Origin of the sequence: Chrysosporum bergii ANA360D, assembly GCF_029891735.1 — a bacterium.
Taxonomy (GTDB): Bacteria; Cyanobacteriota; Cyanobacteriia; order Cyanobacteriales; family Nostocaceae; genus Umezakia; species Umezakia bergii.
Window position 1 is genome coordinate 23438 of sequence record NZ_JANQDH010000120.1, and the last position, 18344, is coordinate 41781.

The window sequence follows — 18344 nt, forward strand, 5'->3', positions numbered from 1 at the left end:
GGTACATGGGTAGGGAGCAGGATGCTGGCAATACAAGACTCACTTGTTTAAGAAATGCTATGCTTAAGTAAATTGTTCAATAATTCCGCCTCCTAAAACTTTTTCTCCTTCGTACCACACTGCGGCTTGTCCGGGGGTTATGCTGAATTGGGGTTGAGCAAATACTAAGCGCACACGGGAATTTTCTAAGGGAATTACTGTTACAGGTGTAGGCTGGGAACGATAACGAATTTGCACTTCTGCTTGAATGGGTGTAGACGGTTCGGCAATGGACACCCAGTTTACTTGATTTACCGTACATTCAGGTAAAGTTGCTGTGGTGCGATCGCCTACTACCACTTTATTATTTACTGCATCTAATGCAATCACATACAGGGGTTCTGGTGCTGCAATTCCCAACCCTTTGCGCTGTCCAATGGTGTAGTGATGTACGCCATCATGGTGTCCCAGTACTTTTCCGGATGTATCCACAATTTCCCCTGGTTTAGGGGCTAGATATTTATCTAGAAATGCTCGCATAGAACCGTTAGTTTCCACCAAGCATAAATCTTGGCTTTCTGGCTTATCAGCAGTGGTGAGGTGGTATTCTGCGGCTATGCGGCGAGTTTCGGCTTTTTGTAGTTTTCCTAAAGGAAATATTGTGGCGGCTAGTAACTCTTGAGACAAATCATATAGAAAGTAAGATTGGTCTTTGTTCCGGTCAACTGCTCTTAATAACTGGTAACGTCCTGTTACTTGGTCATAGTTAATTTGAGCATAGTGACCGGTGGCAATGCGATGGCATTGTAATTTTTCCCTGGCATATTGTACCATTGGACCAAACTTAACTGTTTTATTGCATTGAGAACAGGGTAGAGGGGTAATGCCGGCGCTATAACCACTCACCAAATAATCCACAATATTGGTTTGAAATAGTTCACGAATATCAACAATTTCATGGGGAACCCCCAGTTGTTCACAGATATTAGCCGCGTCGATCATACCTTCAGAGCAACATTGACCCTTACCTTTCATCAGCCAAAGGGTCAAACCAATTACTTCATAGCCCTGATGATGTAGAATAGCTGCGGCGGTGGAACTGTCAACGCCTCCAGAAAGACCAACGACGACTTTTTTGTTATACATGAATTTTATGAGTCCTGTTTCTTGACGGTGCGGTGCTAAGGGCAATACCACACCAAAGTTTTGGGACTCTTCAATTTTAGCACATACAAAGGAACAGTTTAAGCTATATTTACCCTACACAGCTTTACATAAGAATATGACTACTACGCACATTCACATATTCAGGAAATTTACTGTTTTTCCCATTATGCCTTGGTTTTTGGTGAGTTGTTTCCTGTTGATTCCCGGAAGTAGCCCGGCACAAATACCAGGGGGAGACTTCCAATTATACCAGCCACTACAGTTTAATCAAAATAGCCAAAATCTAAACCGCCAAAATTTCCAGCGTTATCTAGTGTATGTTGACAGTAGTGATTCCCAAGTCTTACAACGAGTGCGCTTGATTGAGCCTGATGCTTATATTCGTCAGTACCAAGGACGTTATATTATTCAGTCAGGAATTTTTGGTCAAATGATCAACGCCACTAATCGGGTGAGGGAATTACAATCATACGGTATCAGTAATGCACGCATTGTCAACTTTACCGATAACCGGGAAATACCTACTGGTTTTGTGACTCCCAGACAAGAGCCACTGACTGGGTTTCCTCCAAAAAGACAAGAGTCTGGCTATTATGCTATCATTCCTGTTAAATCTCAAGATTTACGTTTAATTGCCAATAATATTAGGGTGGGTATTGGATACAATAACCTAGTGCTGGAAAGGCAAAAACCACGGGGGACACACGTCGCCGTCGGTCCTTTTACAAGTCGGTCAGAAGCAGAGCAATGGAATAAGTATCTGCGAGAATTAGGATATGGTAACGCCAGGGTTTACTACGGCCAGTGATGAAAACTCTTACGCATTTCTAAGTTATACGGTTCTATTTGAGGACTCAGGACTAATGCAAAATGGGCAAAAACAAGTTTCACAGGTCATAGTCACTGCTGAACAAATGGGGGATATTGAAGGGCGGATCTTTGCTGCGGGAATGCCTGTAGCCGCTTTAATGGAAAAAGTAGCAGGACTAATTACCCTTCGTGTTGTCCAATGGGGGGGATCTTGTGTGGGAATTTTAGTCGGTCCTGGTCATAATGGCGGTGATGCTTTAGTGGTAGCCCGTGAGTTATACTTGCGGGGTTATGCGGTGTGGTTATATTGTCCTGTTTCTCAGATGAAGGAGTTAACCGCCCAGCATTTACGGTATGCTCAGACTTTAGGTATTCCCTGTTATCAACAAGTGGGAGAATTACCAGATTGTGATTTTTTGATTGATGGCTTGTTTGGCTTTGGTTTACAAAGACCCATTATTGGTGATATGGCCTCGGCAATTAATCAGTTGAATCAATGGTATAAACCGATTTTGAGTATTGATCTCCCTTCTGGTATACATAGTGATACAGGTGAGGTTTTGGGAACTGCTATACGGGCGACTCAGACTTTTTGTCTGGGTTTATGGAAGTTGGCTTTTTTTCAAGACCAAGCTTTAGAATATATCGGTAAGGCGGAGTTAATTGATTTTCATATTCCTTGGGCTGATGTACAAGCTGTTTTGGGTAATTTACCCCCAATTAAGGTTATTACCTCAACCACGGCACTCTCGACTTTACCTCTACCCCGTCCACTTGTCACTCACAAATATAAACAAGGTCATTTGCTGTTAATTTGTGGTTCACGTCGCTATGGGGGGGGAGCAATTTTAACTGCTTTGGGAGCCAGGGCTAGTGGTGTGGGAATGCTGTCAATTGCTGTGCCAGAATCTTTAAAACCTCTTTTACTTTCCCATGTACCAGAAGCATTAATTATTGGCTGTCCAGAAACGGAAACCGGGGCGATCGCTCATCTGCAATTACCCACTAATACTGATTTGAGTTCTTTTAGCGCCATCGCCTGCGGTCCTGGTTTAACTGTGGATGCTACCCCCATTGTTTCTCAGGTAATTTCTAGCGATCGCCCTTTAGTTCTCGATGCTGATGGCTTGAATATATTAGCACTAATGGGGACAATCCCCACACTACAACAACGTCAAGCTCCGACGGTTCTTACTCCCCACACAGGAGAGTTTAAACGCCTGTTTCCTGATGTTCCTGACCCTAACCAAGACCGGGTAAAAGCAGTCAAAGCTGCTGCGGCCTATACTGGGGCAATAGTATTGTTAAAAGGGGCAAGAACTGCGATCGCTAATTCCCAAGGTAGCATTTGGATTAATCCCGAAAGCACCCCAGCTTTAGCCCGTGGTGGTAGTGGCGATGTTTTAACTGGGTTAATCGGGGGATTATTGGCACAAGATACTAACAAGGAAATTCCTGTACAAGATATTGTGGCTACCGGGGCTTGGTGGCATTCCCAAGGGGGTATTTTAGCCGCTCAAGAACGTACAGAACTAGGTGTAGATGCTTTGAGTTTGACCCAATATCTCACCCCGGTTCTTTCCAAGTGGGTGACCTGAGATTCGAACTCAGAACCAGCGGAAGTCCGATGCTCTACCGTTGAGCTAGTCACCCCTAATTAATCATTTCCAATTATAACATATTAATAGTGGATGTGCAAGGGGTAAACCATCAGCCAATGGGATGATTTCCCCTATTGACGGCGTGAATTTGCTCACTACCGGATTGTGGTCTACCTCGTTTATAACTGGCTTGTTCTGGTTGACCCCACCCAAGTTGTAATATAATTTCCAAAAAATTAGCATTTTCACACTTCCATAAACTTGCCCATTCTGTGATTTGAGCAATTCTCTCTACATCAGGCTGGTGTATTTCTTGGTGTTCCTTACCGTTATTCAAACTCAAGTATAAATCCATCCCCCCGGTCACTTCATCCCAAAATGCCAAGATGGAATTTTTGCTGGCTTTGATGATTTCTAGGTCGCTACTAAGGGAAATTAATTCACTATCTACTTCTGGATATTGCAAGGTCTTACCTCTGACCGTCATTTCGCGCCAGACAACCCCGGATACTTGATGTTGGTTTTGATAATCGTGAATGGCGGCTTTAAAATCTTGATAGGCTGTGAACTTTTGCAGCCCATCAGTTTTGATAAACTGGTCAATTACAGGATTACCAGAAACAGTTACTTCTAATTTTAGGCGTTTTCCCCGGAGGCAAGCTTGGCGCTCATCTGCTAAGATTTCGATTAGCTCTTGGGTAGTATAAACCTTTGACATTAGAATACGGTCTATCGTTCATTAGTCATTCATTTTTAAAGTATGGCTGTTCACAACTCGGAGTGCAGTATCAGACAAAACCAAAAATCAAGGTAGACTCATTAAATCAAAGGTGGTCTACCTTCAGATTTACTCAGCCAAATGTCAGTTATTGGGCTAACTCACTACTAAACTCGTTGAAAGAACGTCGCCGCAGTTGTACTGATGCAGAACGTGGCAACAAATCAAACACCTTCCGAAATTGATCATCTATTTCTTCGTAAGGGACTTGACCGGTTTTATTCAAAACCACTTGACCTGATTGATCTAAAACTACCACTTGGGGAACAGCCCCGGAATAATAGTATCCTGGTTCTGTGGGTTCATACGTTGGTTTTAGGGCAATGGTATCTACATCTATGGGGATAATTTCTGCTGATCGACCATAAAATTCTTGTACTCGGGAAATGGAAATGGCGTATTGTTTGCAATCGCTACTATCATTTACATAAAACGCCAAAAATACTGGTTTATGTTCTTGTAAGGATTGGGCTAAAGTCTGTCTGGGGGGAACTAGGGAACCATTACCGGCATAAATTACGAAAATATTACCATCATAAACGTCATCATTAATACCAGCAAATGCAGGCTGTATATTCACTATGAGTAGACAAGCAAGCACTAACAGGTATTTACACAGCATTGATTGCCAATCAGTATTTTTTTTATGTAAAAAAGGAAACTGTATACTTTTCATCAAAAAAACCTTGCAGTGCGGAATTGAGATAATCAGGCTGAATATATAATTATTTATATAATTATTTCAGGTTATATATTCTAGCTTAAAAAGTAAAAGCCTCTCATCTACACGATAGGGGGGTGATGAGATGGGTATGAGTGACTTGACGACGGTGTAGGGGAGAAATAAAGTGGGAAATAAAGTGGGAAATAAAGTTAAACTGCGAGTATTTTTAGATAGGCTGCGGCTGGGTTTTGCGGTGTCAGTGGCTAAAGGTGTGACGTTTATAGTTAGGTCTTTGGGTCTGGGTGCTGCTAGTGTGTTACCAGGCTCAATTGCTCGACGTATCCAACCCCGACTGTTAGAATTATTGAGTCAGCAGGTGAAAAACGGGGTAATTCTCATTGCTGGTACTAATGGCAAAACTACTACAGCGCTGCTGTTATGTACAATTTTACAACGCCAAGGTTACCGCATCGCCCATAACTCCACTGGGGCAAATCTGGAAAATGGCTTGATGACAGCTTTGATGGAAAATGCCAACCTGGTGGGAAGGCTGAATGTTGACTATGCTATTCTGGAAGTAGATGAGAATATTGTACCCAGGGTTTTAAAACCTATATTGCCCAGAATTATTCTTTGTTTAAATTTATTTCGCGACCAGTTGGACAGATACGGGGAAGTGGATAGTATTAGTCAGCGCTGGACAAGGGTTATTTCTACTCTCCCCCTGGAAACTGTGGTAATTCCCAATGCTGATGACCCGACTTTATCTTATCTTGGTCAGCAGTTACCCCAAAAGGTGTTGTTCTTTGGGATGAGTGAACCTGAGCAATATTTAGAGGCTATTCCTCACGCTGTTGATTCTATTTACTGTCCTCGTTGTGGTCATTCTCTGGATTATCAAGGTGTATATTTGTCTCACTTGGGAGATTTTACCTGTCCCCAGTGTGGTTTTGGTAAAAGTCAGCCTACACTAGACAGTCGGGAATGGCCGCAAATTCTGGTGGGTTTGTATAATAAGTACAATACTTTGGCCGCAGTAACTGCGGCGCTGGAGTTGGGGGTTGATGTGGGTACAATTCAAGCAACAATTAATAATTTTCAAGCTGCTTTTGGTCGGGCGGAAGATTTAGTAATTGATCATAAACGAGTACGGATTTTATTGTCTAAAAATCCGGTGGGGACAAATGAAACTATCCGGGTGGTGACTGAAAGTGATGATACAACTACACTGTTAGTTTTAAACGATCGCACCCCTGATGGTACTGATGTATCCTGGATTTGGGACGTGGATACAGAAAAGTTAGTCCAACGGGGGGGGACTGTGGTAGTCAGTGGCGATCGCGTCTATGACATGGCTTTACGTCTGCGGTATAGTGAGCATGGGGCAGATAGTCAACTGAAGTTAATTGTGGAGGAAGATTTGCGTCAAGCGATCGCGATCGCTTTAAAGCATACCCCAGATGATGAAACTCTCCACATTCTGCCTACCTATTCAGCCATGTTAGAGGTGCGAGAAATTTTGACTGGTCGGAAAATTTTGTAATATGTAATATTGATAGTAAAATTCGGTAATATTACTAAATCAGGAAAAAAGCACGATTTCCCCACCATGGACAATCAATTATTTAATACTAACATTAAAAGTTCCCACGTATTATTAACCCCCCATGAGTTAAAGTTAAAACTACCTCTCAGTAAATTAGCTGAACATACTGTCAGGCAATATAGGCAAGAAATAAAAAATATCCTGGACTTTCAAGACCGCAGAAAGTTCATTGTAGTTGGACCATGTTCAATTCATGACCCACAAGTAGCATTAGAATATGCGGAGAAGTTAAAAATTCTCTCAGAACGAGTCAAGGATAAATTACTACTGATTATGAGGGTGTATTTTGAAAAACCCAGAACTACAGTAGGATGGAAGGGGTTGATTAATGACCCAGATATGGATGACTCCTTTCATGTAGAAAAGGGTTTATTAACAGCCCGTGGTCTGTTGTTAAAATTAGCCGAATTGGGTTTACCAGCTGGTACAGAAGCACTAGACCCCATCATACCTCAATATATTAGTGAATTGATTACATGGTCTGCCATTGGAGCGCGCACCACAGAATCACAAACTCATCGGGAAATGTCCAGTGGTCTTTCTATGCCTGTTGGTTTTAAAAACGGCACAGATGGTAATATTCAAGTAGCCTTAAACGCTTTACAATCTGCTAAAAGCCCTCATAGTTTCCTAGGCATTAATCATAAAGGGCAAGTGAGCGTGTTTGAAACCAAGGGCAACCCCTACGGTCATGTTATATTAAGGGGTGGTAGTCAGCCTAACTATGACGCAGCACAAGTGCGAGTAGTGGAAGAAAAATTAAAACAGGCTAATTTACCCTTGAGAATTGTGATTGATTGCAGCCACGGCAACACCAATAAAGATTATAAACTACAACCCATGGTGTTAGAAAATGTCATGCAGCAAATAGTTGATGGCAACACATCAATACTTGGTATGATGCTAGAGTCTAACTTGTATGAAGGTAATCAACCAATCATTGGCAAGCGAGAAGAGTTAAAGTATGGTGTTTCTGTAACTGATAAATGTATTAGTTGGGATGAAACTGAAAAAATCATTTTAGCTGCTTACCAAAAATTAACATTGAGTTAGGCTTTAGCCCCCGTGTTATAATTCTCACAGAAAAAAATAACACCAATAAAAGGGGATACCAGTGGTACACCTAGCGACGGGAGAAATAATTAAAGTCAGAAGTAGACAATACCTGATAGAAGATATCCAGCAACTCCAGGAAACCGAAGATAGTCTATTGCAGTTAGCTTGTTTAGAAGATGACGCATTGGGAGAACCATTAGAAATCTTCTGGGGGAAAGAGGTAGACGCTCAAATAGTCGGGAAAAATCCCTGGAATACCATTCTTCAGCGTGGCTTTGATGACCCTAAACAGTTTTCTGCTTATCTCCACACCCTGCGCTGGAACTGTGTCACTTCCACTAACCCTAAACTATTTCAAGCACCATACCGGGCGGGGATACAAGTTAAAGCTTATCAGTTAGAACCACTCCGCAAAGCTTTGTTAATGCCTAGGGTTAATTTATTTATTGCTGATGATGTGGGACTAGGGAAAACCATAGAAGCCGGACTGATATTAACAGAAATGTTAATGCGGCAAAAAGTGCGGAGAGTGGTTATTTCCTGTCCTCCTTCAGTGGTTCGTCAGTGGAAAGAAGAAATGGAAAGTCGTTTTGGCTTAATTTTCCAAATCTTTGACCGAGATTTTGTTGCCCGGATGCGCCAAGAAAGAGGTTACACTGTTAACCCTTGGATAACTTATCACCGCTTTATTATCTCTCATGCTTTGTTGCGTAATGAGGCTTACTCTGCACCCCTGCGGGACTGGTTGGGAGATTTTAATGGTGGTTCTATGTTAATACTAGATGAGGCACATAATGCCGCGCCCGCTAGTGGGGCTAAATATGCTGTGGACTCACATTTAACACGCACCCTGCGGGATGTAGCCCCCCGGTTTGAACATAAGCTGTTTCTTTCAGCCACTCCCCATAATGGACATTCTAATAGTTTTACGGCTTTGTTAGAAATGCTTGACCCCCAGAGGTTTTGTCGTGGTGTACCGGTGCAAAACCGTGAGTTACTTAATACAGTGATGGTGCGGCGGTTAAAGCAAGATTTGCGGGCAATTGGGGAAGAATTTCCCATTAGGCAGGTTATCCCCATTATGATTGATAATCTACCACAACAAGCCCCTGAATTACAACTATCTCATCTACTCCAAGAATATCGGCAAGTCAGAGAGGAAAAATTAAAGTTAGCACCTAAGTCTATCCAAACCACAGCTAGTTTAGTAATTACTTCTCTACAAAAACGATTGTTATCTTCTATAGAAGCCTTTGCGCGCACTTTAAAAGTTCATCAAACTGCTCTACATAAACAACAACTGAAATTTTCCCATCAAAAATATAACCTACTCCAAGAAGCCCCCGACCAAGACGACGATCGCGCGGAGTTACCAGAAGCAGAGATTCAACAAGAAGAAGATAGTCAACTCACCCAAGCCACCCAACAAACCCAGATCCAAGCTTTGACCCCTGCAGAAATCAAACTACTGTCTAATATGACAGATATTGCCAACCAAGCCCGGTATTTACCAGATCCCAGGGTAATTAAGTTAATAGAGTGGATCAAGCAAAATTTATGTCCTCAGTTAGGAGAAGCGGACGCACCTTGGTTAAATCGGCGAGTGATTATATTTACTGAATACACAGACACTAAAAGCTATCTGCAACACCAACTCCAGGAAGCCATCATGGGTTCAAATCAATATCAACATCGTTTAGACGTGTTTCATGGTGGTATGGGAGAACAACGCCGAGAAGCAATCAAACAAGCTTTTAATACCGATCCTTCCCTCCATCCCCTGCGTATTCTCATCGCCACAGATGCAGCTAGGGAGGGAGTGAACTTACAAAACCACTGTGCTGATTTATTTCATTTTGATATCCCCTGGAACCCTTCCCGCATGGAACAGCGTAATGGTCGTATTGATAGGAAACTGCAAAAAGCACCCCAAGTTAATTGTTATTACTTTATCTTCACTCAGCGACCAGAAGATAAAGTCTTAAAGGTGCTAGTTAAAAAAACCGAAACCATACAAAAAGAATTAGGAACCTTATCTCCAGTCTTGCAAAAAAATCTTAGCCGGCTTTTAGACAACGGCATTACACACCGACAAATTAATCAAATTACCCAGTCTATTACCGAACTTCAAGACCCCCGCCAACAAACCATACAGCAAGAGCTAGAAGACCCAGAACACCAAGAGCGCCAAAAACAATTAATTAACCAACTCTCTCAACTACAACGTATGTTGGAAACATCCCAACAATGGCTGAATTTAAACGACCAACACTTTCAAAATACTATTTCTGCGGCTTTGGAACTGTTGGGCGCACCTCCTTTAACGCCGGTGGATAGTCAAAATTCTACAGTTTTACAGTTCCCAGCTTTGGATAAAAATCAAGACGCAACTTGGAGTAACACTTTAGATAGTTTAAGAACACCCAAACCACCAGAACAAAATCAATGGGAATGGCGAAAACAGAGCAGCATTCGCCCGGTGGTATTTCGTGACCCGGGAAATTTAGATGGGGATGTGGTGCATTTACATTTAGAACATCGAGTGGTACAACGCTTGTTCCGTAGGTTTTTATCCCAGGGGTTTATTCATCAAGAGTTAAATAGAGCTTGTGTGTGTTTGACTAATGACCCCATTCCCCAAGTGATAGCACTAGGGCGACTGTGTATATATGGACCAGGTGCTTCTCGCCTGCATGATGAAATCATCACTATAGCCGCCCATTGGTCAGACCCGTTAATGAGGGGTAAAAAGAAACTCCAACCCTTAAAAGAACTGAAAAAACAGCAAACCATAGCCTTACTAGAATCTTCCCTGGCTGACCCCAACCTACAGAATGTCCCCCCTAGCCTAGTTCAGCTGTTACAACAAAAAGCTGATGAAGACATAAAACAATTAATACCCCACCTGGAAAGCACAGGGCAAATTTTAGCAGCTAAAGCAGAAAAGCAATTAACAGCTAGGGGAGAAAAAGAAGCCGGAGAAATGAAGAAAATATTAGAACAGCAACAACAGCGTATCCGTCAACAGCAAGAAATAACAGAGGAGAAGAGTGTGCAGTTATCCATACCTAATCTCGCTGTGGAAGAAGAACGACAAATAGAAGCAGACCGGCGACACTGGGAGAAAAGACTAGAAGAACTAGCAGAAGAAATCAAGACAGAACCAGAACGCATTCAAGCTACTTACTCGGTCAAGGCTAAACGTTTAGAACCTGTGGGGTTGGTTTATTTGTGGCCTGTTTCTGGTTGATCATTCTCGTTGATGAGTAACACCGGCTTCTAGCCGGTATTCAGACAGCCAGGGATGGCGATCGCAGCATTAACAAGCCTAAATTCACTCATTCTACATTCACTCATTCTGCGCTGTTCTATTATATCGTGCAGCCAGGGAATAAATTCCCTGTCTAATAGCTAAAGTCGGTTAAAACCGACTAGTTCTATGGTAAATTCTCATGTTGATAAATCTTTCTCAAACCGATAAATGCTAGGGGGGACAAGCAAGATGCTTGTGTTACATGGTAACACCGGCTTCTAGCCGGTATTCAAGAAGGCGACAGATATGTAAACCAAATTCAGTCGGTCTCAAACCGACTTAAGCTTTCAGCCGGGGAATTCATTCCCCGCGGCAATCGCATTAACAGCTGCTCGGTGCAATTCACTCATTCTAAATTATAACAAGCAGGATGCTTGTGTTACAAGCGCCATCGCAATAATGTTATCCTTAAAGTAAGGAACTCAAGTAAGGATTTAAAGTAATGCCTAGTGCGACAATTACCACAAAAGGGCAAGTAACTATACCTAAAGAAATTAGGGATTATCTGAATTTGGATACAGGAAGTAAAGTTGATTTTGTCATTGATGAAAATGGCATAGTTAAACTTATTCCCTTAAATATACCTGTCAAAAAATTATCTGGGATTTTACATAGAAAAGGGATGAAACCGGCAACTTTAGAAGAAATGGAACAAGCAATCAGTGAGGCAGCAAGTGATTGGACTTGATACAAATATTTTAGTTCGCTATCTAACAAAAGATGATGAGCAACAATGGAAGCAAGCGGTGGAGATTGTAGAAGGAAGAGAACAGTGTTTTGTTGCTAATATTGTACTCTGTGAATTAATCTGGGTTTTGCGTGGTAAACCTTATGATTTTAGTAAAGAAGAAATAAGTAATACTATAGAAATGATCTTCCAATGTGCTGTTTTTGAATGGGAAAATCGGTCTGTGATTTATCAAGCATTGCAGCGTTTTAAACAGGGTAAAGCAGATTTTTCTGATTATTTAATTGGTGCAGTTGCACAACAATCTGGTTGTACTGTAACAGCAACATTTGATAAAAAGTTGAAAGATGAAAAAGGTTTTGATTGCGTTTAGTTGTTTCATCATCTTAAAAATTTGCTAAGAGGGTGTTTAAATTTGGCTTCGCCAGTGCCGTACATTAACAGCTGCTCGGTGCAATTCACTCATTCTACATTCTGCGCTGTTCTATTATGTCGTGCAGCCAGGGAATAAATTCCCTGTCTAATAGCTAAAGTCGGTTAAAACCGACTATTTTATGGGAGTAGCACCGGCTTCTAGCCGGTATTGGTGACAAGCAGGATGCTTGTGTTACCCTGTAGCACCGGCTTCTAGCCGATATTGGTGACAAGACAGATAGGTGTAAACCCAATTCAGTCGGTCTCAAACCGACTTCAGCTTTCAGTCGGGGAATTCATTCCCCGCGGCAATCGCATTAACAAGCCTAAATTCTACATTCTAAATTCCACATTCTAACAAGCAGGATGCTTGTGTTACATGGTAACACCGGCTTCTAGCCAGTATTGGTGACAAGACAGATAGGTGTAAACCCAATTCAGTCGGTCTCAAACCGACTTCAGCTTTCAGGCGGGGAATTCATTCCCCGCGGCGCAGCATTAACAGCTGCTCGGTGCAATTCACTCATTTTAAATTCACTCATTCTACATTCTAACAAGCAGGATGCTTGTGTTACAATTAATTGGTTTTTTTAGATACGTTAAGTAATGACCAATAACCTCACGTCTCCCCAAATTAGAGACCATCTGATCAGAGCCTTACAATTAGACTTGATCGGACCAACTCAAGAAGACTCAGAATATCAAGAAGAAATATTAGAACAAGCACCATCCCAATGGTATTTAACCGGTTTTCTGGTTCCCTACAACGCCCCCATAGCTCAAAAAACAGATGATACGAGGGATGAAATAGCAGAAAATGCAATATTTGAGGGTAACTCAGCCGAAGATCAAACCCTTCCTGAAACTACTTTTGCTAAAAAGTCTTTTTTCCCTTCATCTATGGGTTTAAGTTTACTGATTAGCCCAGCAACTAATCAACTAAATGTAATAGTGCAATGGGGGGACTACATCATAAAAACTATAGAAGCAGAAAGTACACTACCCGCGAACACAGAAAAAACAACCAAGACTAAAAAAGATAATATATTATTAACCCAATGGCAACGCATCCCTCAGCAAGCAGAAGTTACCATTGACCTCAACCAAGATTCACAAACTATAGGACTCCCCAAATTCCCTAAACTAGAATTATCTGTCTCTGTCCACAAGGTGACAGAAAATGAACTGATACCCCATCAAACTCGTTCAGTTTCTATATTTTTAGTTAACAAACGTCCACCCACCGCAGAAAAACCGGGAGATACAAAGTACACCTTCCAAACCACTTTAATTATTCGCAGTGAACAACCCTTGATACCTCGCCCTAACTTACAAGGTGTTAATAATGAAGATTGGGACGAAAAAGTGGCTGACCTACAATACCGCAACGACTATGAATATGCAGTAGGTCATAACGTTTCCGCCATAGCACAAATAAACAGTGATGGCACTTGTCAACAAGTTAGCACATCATGGCTACCCAGAGCCAATGTAGAAAAAGTCATCCCCACTCAATTAGCCAATATAGAAATAGGAATGGAGGCTTTAGCTGCGGCCTCTACACCCGCAGAGTTGCAAGAAATGTTAAGCCCTATGGTCACCGCTTATAGGGAGTGGATACAAGCACAACTAAGCCAATGTCCCCAAGAACCCAAACGCTTAAAAGTTGCCCAAGACCTACTACAACGAGCTACAATAGCTAGCGATCGCATTGCTGCTGGTATCAATGCTTTTAATCATCAAGATGTATTTACGGCTTTTTGTCTAGCTAACCGCGTCATTGCTACATCTCTACGTCAACGCATGACCCATGGAAAAGATATTACCCCAGATTCTATAGCGCCTCCCAAATGGCGACCATTTCAGTTAGCCTTTTTATTGATGAATTTAACAGGTATAGCCCAACCAGAAAGCCGCGAGAGAGAAATAGTAGACTTGTTATTTTTCCCCACTGGTGGCGGAAAAACAGAAGCATATCTAGGACTAGCAGCTTTTACTCTGGTATTGCGGCGACTGCGTAACTCAGAAATTCAATCTGCTGGAGTCAGCGTTTTAATGCGCTACACCCTAAGACTGCTAACCCTTGACCAACTAGGGAGAGCAACAACCATGATTTGTGCTTTAGAATTAGAACGGCAGAAAAACCCAGAACTTTTAGGACAATGGCCTTTTGAAATTGGTCTCTGGGTAGGACAGGGAGCAACACCCAACCGCATGGGCAAAAAAGGAGACAGAGACGAACACAGCGCCAAAAAACTCACCGATGACTATAAACGGGACTCACACAGAAACCAACCCCCCATCCCCTTAGAAACTTGTCCTTGGTGCGGAACTAAATTTAACCCTCAATGTTTTACTTTACATCCCAATGTAGACCAACCCACCAGCCTTAAGGTTCATTGTGCCAAACGCTCATGTGATTTTAGCGGTAATAACTTTCTACCAATAATAGCAGTGGATGAAACTATTTATCGCCGCTTGCCTTGCTTTATTATCTCCACAGTAGATAAATTTGCCAGCTTACCTTTTGTAGGAGCAACAGGAGCATTATTTGGACGAGTAGAGTATTATAAAGAAAAAGTTGGGTTTTATGGACCGACTGAACCTAGTCAAGGTAGACGCTTAAAGACTTATCTACCACCGCCAGACTTGATTATCCAAGATGAATTACACTTGATTTCCGGACCTTTGGGAACCATGGTAGGATTATACGAAACCGCCATAGAAGCCTTATGCAGTTTCCAAACCAATAAACCAACACACAATATCCGCCCCAAAATAGTCGCATCCACTGCTACTGTCCGCCGGGCTAGTAAACAAATTCAAGCTTTATTCTGTCGCCCTGAAGTAGATATATTTCCCCCTCCCGGACCAGACCGCAGAGATGCTTTCTTTGCCAAAACCGTAGCCGCAACCGAGAAAAACCCTCGTACTTATGTAGGGGTAGCTGCTCAGGGACGCAGCGCCAAAGTGGTGTTACTACGTGTTTACTTAGCTCTTCTCAGTGCGTCGCAAAAGTATTGGTTAGAAGCCGAAGGTGAAAAAAACCCCCACAACCCAGCAGATCCTTACATGACACTACTAGGTTATTTTAACTCCCTGCGAGAACTAGGAGGGAGTCGGCGCATTGTAGAAGATGAGGTGGTCTCCCGTGTCCCACTCTACGGACAACGTCTGCGAGTGGGAGAAACCAAAGGTTTGTTTGTCAACCGGAAAATTAATGATGAACCAGAAGAGTTAACTTCCCGTGTTAGTACCAGTAAAGTAGCTGATACCAAAAGACGGATGGAACTAAGCTTTCACAACACGGAAAAAATTGATGTAGTATTAGCAACTAATATGATATCCGTAGGGTTAGATATTACCCGCTTAGGATTAATGGTAGTCTTGGGTCAACCGAAAACAGCAGCAGAATACATCCAAGCCACCAGCCGGGTGGGGAGAGACGAAGAACGACCAGGGTTAGTAGTGACATTACTTAATATTCACAGACCACGCGATCGCTCCCATTATGAGCGTTTTTGTGCTTGGCATAACACATTTTACCGGGCTGTAGAAGCCACAAGCGTTACACCCTTTTCTCCCAGAGCAATAGATAGAGGTATTGCTGCTATAACAGTAGCCCTAGCTCGTTTAATGCATCGAGGAATGACCGCCCCAGAAAGAGCCATACAAATTACCGAATATCGCCAAGAGCTAGATTTTGTTATAGACATTATAGGTCAAAGAGCAGAAAAACACAACCCAGACTTAAGCCCTACAGAAGTAGCAGCACTGCGTTCTAAAACAGAAAACAACGTCAGAGAACTACTAGATACCTGGGTGGCGATGGTTACCGACCAGCAAAACCCCAAAACTAGTCTGCAATATCACCAAGAAGTCAGCCAAGGTTTGCCATTATTATTTGACCCCCTGGACCCAGAATTAGAAAAACAACCATTAGCAGCCAAAAAATTTAAAGCCCAGCGTAGTCTGCGAGACGTTGAACCCTCAGTTAACCTATGGGAAGAGAAGCTACCAAGCTAAACAAACAACACAGATAAACTGTAACTTCAGCCAAATTACCCTGATCACATTAACATCATGAATAAATCCCCGAAAACACCACCACCCGCCGGACAAATTCGCCAAAGTCAGATTCTTTCCACCTTCGGACCTGGTTCCATGGTAGATTTAACCAAACATTCAGTTTTAATTTCTGGGTTAAATTATTGGCGTGGTAACCGGAAACCGATTTTAGAAGAACGTTTAGCAGCTAGAGTAGCAGCCATATTAGGAGTTGACAGCATCAAACTGTGTACCCCTCCCATAGAAGAGAGAAGCTCCCCTACTAAAACCATTGGGATCACCGCTTTTATTTTTCCCAATTGGTTTTTAGCCCAAATAGACACAGAGGGAACCTGGACTGACGAAAAAACTAAAAAAATTTACCGCACTCGCGTGATGGTTGGTTCCGGTGATTTAGAGAATGGTAAATATAAATATAAAGATGGCAAAAAATACCCCGTGGTTCCCGTGCGTTTTGTTCAAAGCTGCGTTAACGGACACATTAGCGACATTGACTGGGATAATTTTGTCCACGAAGGGACAAAATGCCATCCAAAAAACCTATGGTTAGATGAGGGTGGCTCTGGTAATGATTTTACAGAAATTTACGTGCGTTGTGGGAACTGTCAAAAACGCACTTCCTTATCCTTAGCCAAAAACCACAGTAAAACCCTCGGTAGTAAAATCCTCGGTCCATGTCAAGGACATCACCTATGGTTAGGAGAAAATCCAAAAAACCATAAATTCTCTTGTACTCGTAAATCTGGAGAAACAGAATATAACCGTTTATTGGTCAGATCCGCCAGTAACGCTTATTTTTCCCAAATTTTGAGTGTAATTTCCCTACCAGATGCCAAATCAGAACTACAAAATCAAGTTAATTCAGTTTATGAAGATTTCCTCCAATATGCAGAAGACATAGACGACATCAAAAAAGAACGAAAAAAAGCCAAAGTAAAATCAGCCCTGGAAAAATTCAGTGATGAAATTGTCTGGGAAGAAGTACAAAGACGAAAAAACAGACAACCAGAAGCATACAGAAGCATTAAGCTAGTAGAAATTGAAACACTCCTGGCCACGGAGGAAGCCCTAGGAGAAGACATACCAGAAAGTGAATTTTACGCCACATCCAGAAACTTAGAGCAATTACCCCCCAACTACTCCTCTGTAGTGGAAAAAATAGTATTAGTACATCGTCTGCGGGAAGTAATAGCCCTAGTGGGCTTTACCCGGTTTGAGCCAGAAATGCCAGACATTGACGGAGAATTAGATATCAATGTGCGCCGCGCCCCTTTAGGATCTAAATCAGAAGACTGGGTTCCAGCCATTGAAAACAAAGGAGAGGGAGTATTTATTGCTTTTAGTAAAGAAAAAATAGAACAATGGTCAGAGCGAGAAGCCGTTAAAAAACGAGGTCACCAACTATCAAGAGGATTTGATACTTGGTGTGCGAGTAAAGATATTGACCAAGAAAAAGAAAACATTAAATTTCCTGGACTACCTTATATTATGCTGCATTCTTTGTCTCACTTATTAATTATGACCGTATCTTTAGAATGTGGTTATGCAGCCAGTTCAATTAGGGAAAGGATTTACGCCAATGAAGGAGGATATGGTATTTTGTTATATACCGCTTCTTCTAGTTCAGAAGGCACATTAGGCGGGCTAGTGGAAGTAGGCAAAAACATAGAACACCATTTACATCTAGCTTTAGATCGGGGTAGACTTTGTTCTAATGACCCTGTTTGCGCCCAGCATCAACCAGAATCAGAAGCAGAAGAACGTTTTTTACATGGTGCTGCTTGTCACGGTTGTTTACTGATAGCTGAATCCTCCTGCGAACGGCGCAATGAGTTTCTAGATCGAGCCTTAGTTATTCCTACTTTAGAAGCCTTGGGAGTAGAGTTTTTTAGTTTTTAATGGTTTTGATCAGGAAATGGGAGTAGCACCGGCTTCTAGCCGGTATTGGTGACAAGCAAGATGCTTGTGTTACACGCGCGATTTGCTTCGCCTGTGCCGTAAGCGATCGCATAACGAAACCTAAAAATTCTACATTCACTCATTCTGCGCTGTTCTATTATATCGTGCTGCCAGGGAATAAATTCCCTGTCTAATAGCTAAAGTCGGTTAAAACCGACTAGTTTATGGGAGTAGCACCGGCTTCTAGCCGGTATTGGTGACAAGCAAGATGCTTGTGTTACACGCGCGATTTGCTTCGCCT

At 42.2% G+C, this 18344-nt stretch carries 12 protein-coding genes and 1 tRNA gene; 9 read left to right on the plus strand and 4 right to left on the minus strand.

The window, feature by feature from the left end:
• Positions 1 to 63: 63 nt before the first annotated feature.
• Entirely contained in the window at positions 64 to 1125 is a 1062-nt protein-coding gene (gene mnmA, locus NWP17_RS17440) for a tRNA 2-thiouridine(34) synthase MnmA (protein ID WP_280656139.1), read from the minus strand.
• A 136-nt stretch (positions 1126 to 1261) separates the two neighbouring features.
• On the opposite strand from mnmA, the gene NWP17_RS17445 reads away from it, so the two are divergent.
• Positions 1262 to 1954: a hypothetical protein gene (locus tag NWP17_RS17445; RefSeq protein WP_280656140.1), complete on the plus strand. Its 693-nt coding sequence runs from the start codon at positions 1262 to 1264 to the stop codon at positions 1952 to 1954.
• Between the two features lie 55 nt (positions 1955 to 2009).
• The gene (locus NWP17_RS17450; protein ID WP_280656141.1) at positions 2010 to 3554 is read left to right on the plus strand and encodes an NAD(P)H-hydrate dehydratase; all 1545 of its coding nucleotides are present in this window, start codon (positions 2010 to 2012) and stop codon (positions 3552 to 3554) included.
• On the opposite strand, the gene NWP17_RS17455 is transcribed toward NWP17_RS17450, so the two are convergent.
• The 3 genes from NWP17_RS17455 to NWP17_RS17465 all read right to left on the minus strand — a co-directional run bounded on the left by NWP17_RS17455 (position 3543) and on the right by NWP17_RS17465 (position 5011).
• Positions 3543 to 3609: transfer RNA gene (locus tag NWP17_RS17455), tRNA-OTHER, on the minus strand. The genes NWP17_RS17450 and NWP17_RS17455 overlap by 12 nt on opposite strands.
• Positions 3610 to 3666: 57 nt before the next feature.
• The gene (locus NWP17_RS17460) at positions 3667 to 4275 is read right to left on the minus strand and encodes a hypothetical protein (RefSeq protein WP_280656142.1); all 609 of its coding nucleotides are present in this window, start codon (positions 4273 to 4275) and stop codon (positions 3667 to 3669) included.
• Between the two features lie 148 nt (positions 4276 to 4423).
• Positions 4424 to 5011 carry a thylakoid membrane photosystem I accumulation factor gene (locus tag NWP17_RS17465; protein WP_280656143.1) on the minus strand — a complete coding sequence of 196 codons (588 nt, stop codon included), beginning with the start codon at positions 5009 to 5011 and terminating at the stop codon, positions 4424 to 4426.
• 172 nt (positions 5012 to 5183) lie between these two features.
• On the opposite strand from NWP17_RS17465, the gene NWP17_RS17470 reads away from it, so the two are divergent.
• From NWP17_RS17470 to drmB, 7 genes are all read left to right on the plus strand, one after another.
• Positions 5184 to 6542: a MurT ligase domain-containing protein gene (locus NWP17_RS17470; RefSeq protein ID WP_425332680.1), complete on the plus strand. Its 1359-nt coding sequence runs from the start codon at positions 5184 to 5186 to the stop codon at positions 6540 to 6542.
• A gap of 66 nt (positions 6543 to 6608) precedes the next feature.
• Positions 6609 to 7658, plus strand: coding sequence for a 3-deoxy-7-phosphoheptulonate synthase (locus NWP17_RS17475; protein ID WP_280656144.1), 1050 nt, complete (start codon positions 6609 to 6611; stop codon positions 7656 to 7658).
• Between the two features lie 61 nt (positions 7659 to 7719).
• Complete coding sequence (gene drmD / locus NWP17_RS17480; protein WP_280656145.1) at positions 7720 to 10911, plus strand: DISARM system SNF2-like helicase DrmD; 3192 nt, start codon at positions 7720 to 7722, stop codon at positions 10909 to 10911.
• A gap of 505 nt (positions 10912 to 11416) precedes the next feature.
• Positions 11417 to 11662, plus strand: a complete 246-nt coding sequence (locus NWP17_RS17485) for an AbrB/MazE/SpoVT family DNA-binding domain-containing protein (RefSeq protein ID WP_280656146.1) — start codon at positions 11417 to 11419, stop codon at positions 11660 to 11662.
• The gene (locus NWP17_RS17490) at positions 11649 to 12035 is read left to right on the plus strand and encodes a type II toxin-antitoxin system VapC family toxin (RefSeq protein ID WP_280656147.1); all 387 of its coding nucleotides are present in this window, start codon (positions 11649 to 11651) and stop codon (positions 12033 to 12035) included. Before NWP17_RS17485 ends, NWP17_RS17490 begins: the two co-directional genes overlap by 14 nt.
• Before the next feature lie 647 nt (positions 12036 to 12682).
• Positions 12683 to 16102 carry a DISARM system helicase DrmA gene (gene drmA, locus NWP17_RS17495; protein ID WP_280656148.1) on the plus strand — a complete coding sequence of 1140 codons (3420 nt, stop codon included), beginning with the start codon at positions 12683 to 12685 and terminating at the stop codon, positions 16100 to 16102.
• A gap of 57 nt (positions 16103 to 16159) precedes the next feature.
• Complete coding sequence (gene drmB / locus NWP17_RS17500; protein WP_280656149.1) at positions 16160 to 18043, plus strand: DrmB family protein; 1884 nt, start codon at positions 16160 to 16162, stop codon at positions 18041 to 18043.
• Positions 18044 to 18344 lie beyond the last annotated feature (301 nt).

What these genes read in the sequence shown, in the direction of transcription:
- mnmA (WP_280656139.1), bottom strand. Translation starts at nt 1,125, where the DNA reads ATGTATAACAAAAAAGTCGTCGTTGGTCTTTCTGGAGGCGTTGACAGT.
- NWP17_RS17445 (WP_280656140.1), top strand. Translation starts at nt 1,262, where the DNA reads ATGACTACTACGCACATTCACATATTCAGGAAATTTACTGTTTTTCCC.
- NWP17_RS17450 (WP_280656141.1), top strand. Translation starts at nt 2,010, where the DNA reads ATGCAAAATGGGCAAAAACAAGTTTCACAGGTCATAGTCACTGCTGAA.
- NWP17_RS17460 (WP_280656142.1), bottom strand. Translation starts at nt 4,275, where the DNA reads ATGTCAAAGGTTTATACTACCCAAGAGCTAATCGAAATCTTAGCAGAT.
- NWP17_RS17465 (WP_280656143.1), bottom strand. Translation starts at nt 5,011, where the DNA reads ATGAAAAGTATACAGTTTCCTTTTTTACATAAAAAAAATACTGATTGG.
- NWP17_RS17475 (WP_280656144.1), top strand. Translation starts at nt 6,609, where the DNA reads ATGGACAATCAATTATTTAATACTAACATTAAAAGTTCCCACGTATTA.
- NWP17_RS17485 (WP_280656146.1), top strand. Translation starts at nt 11,417, where the DNA reads ATGCCTAGTGCGACAATTACCACAAAAGGGCAAGTAACTATACCTAAA.
- drmA (WP_280656148.1), top strand. Translation starts at nt 12,683, where the DNA reads ATGACCAATAACCTCACGTCTCCCCAAATTAGAGACCATCTGATCAGA.
- drmB (WP_280656149.1), top strand. Translation starts at nt 16,160, where the DNA reads ATGAATAAATCCCCGAAAACACCACCACCCGCCGGACAAATTCGCCAA.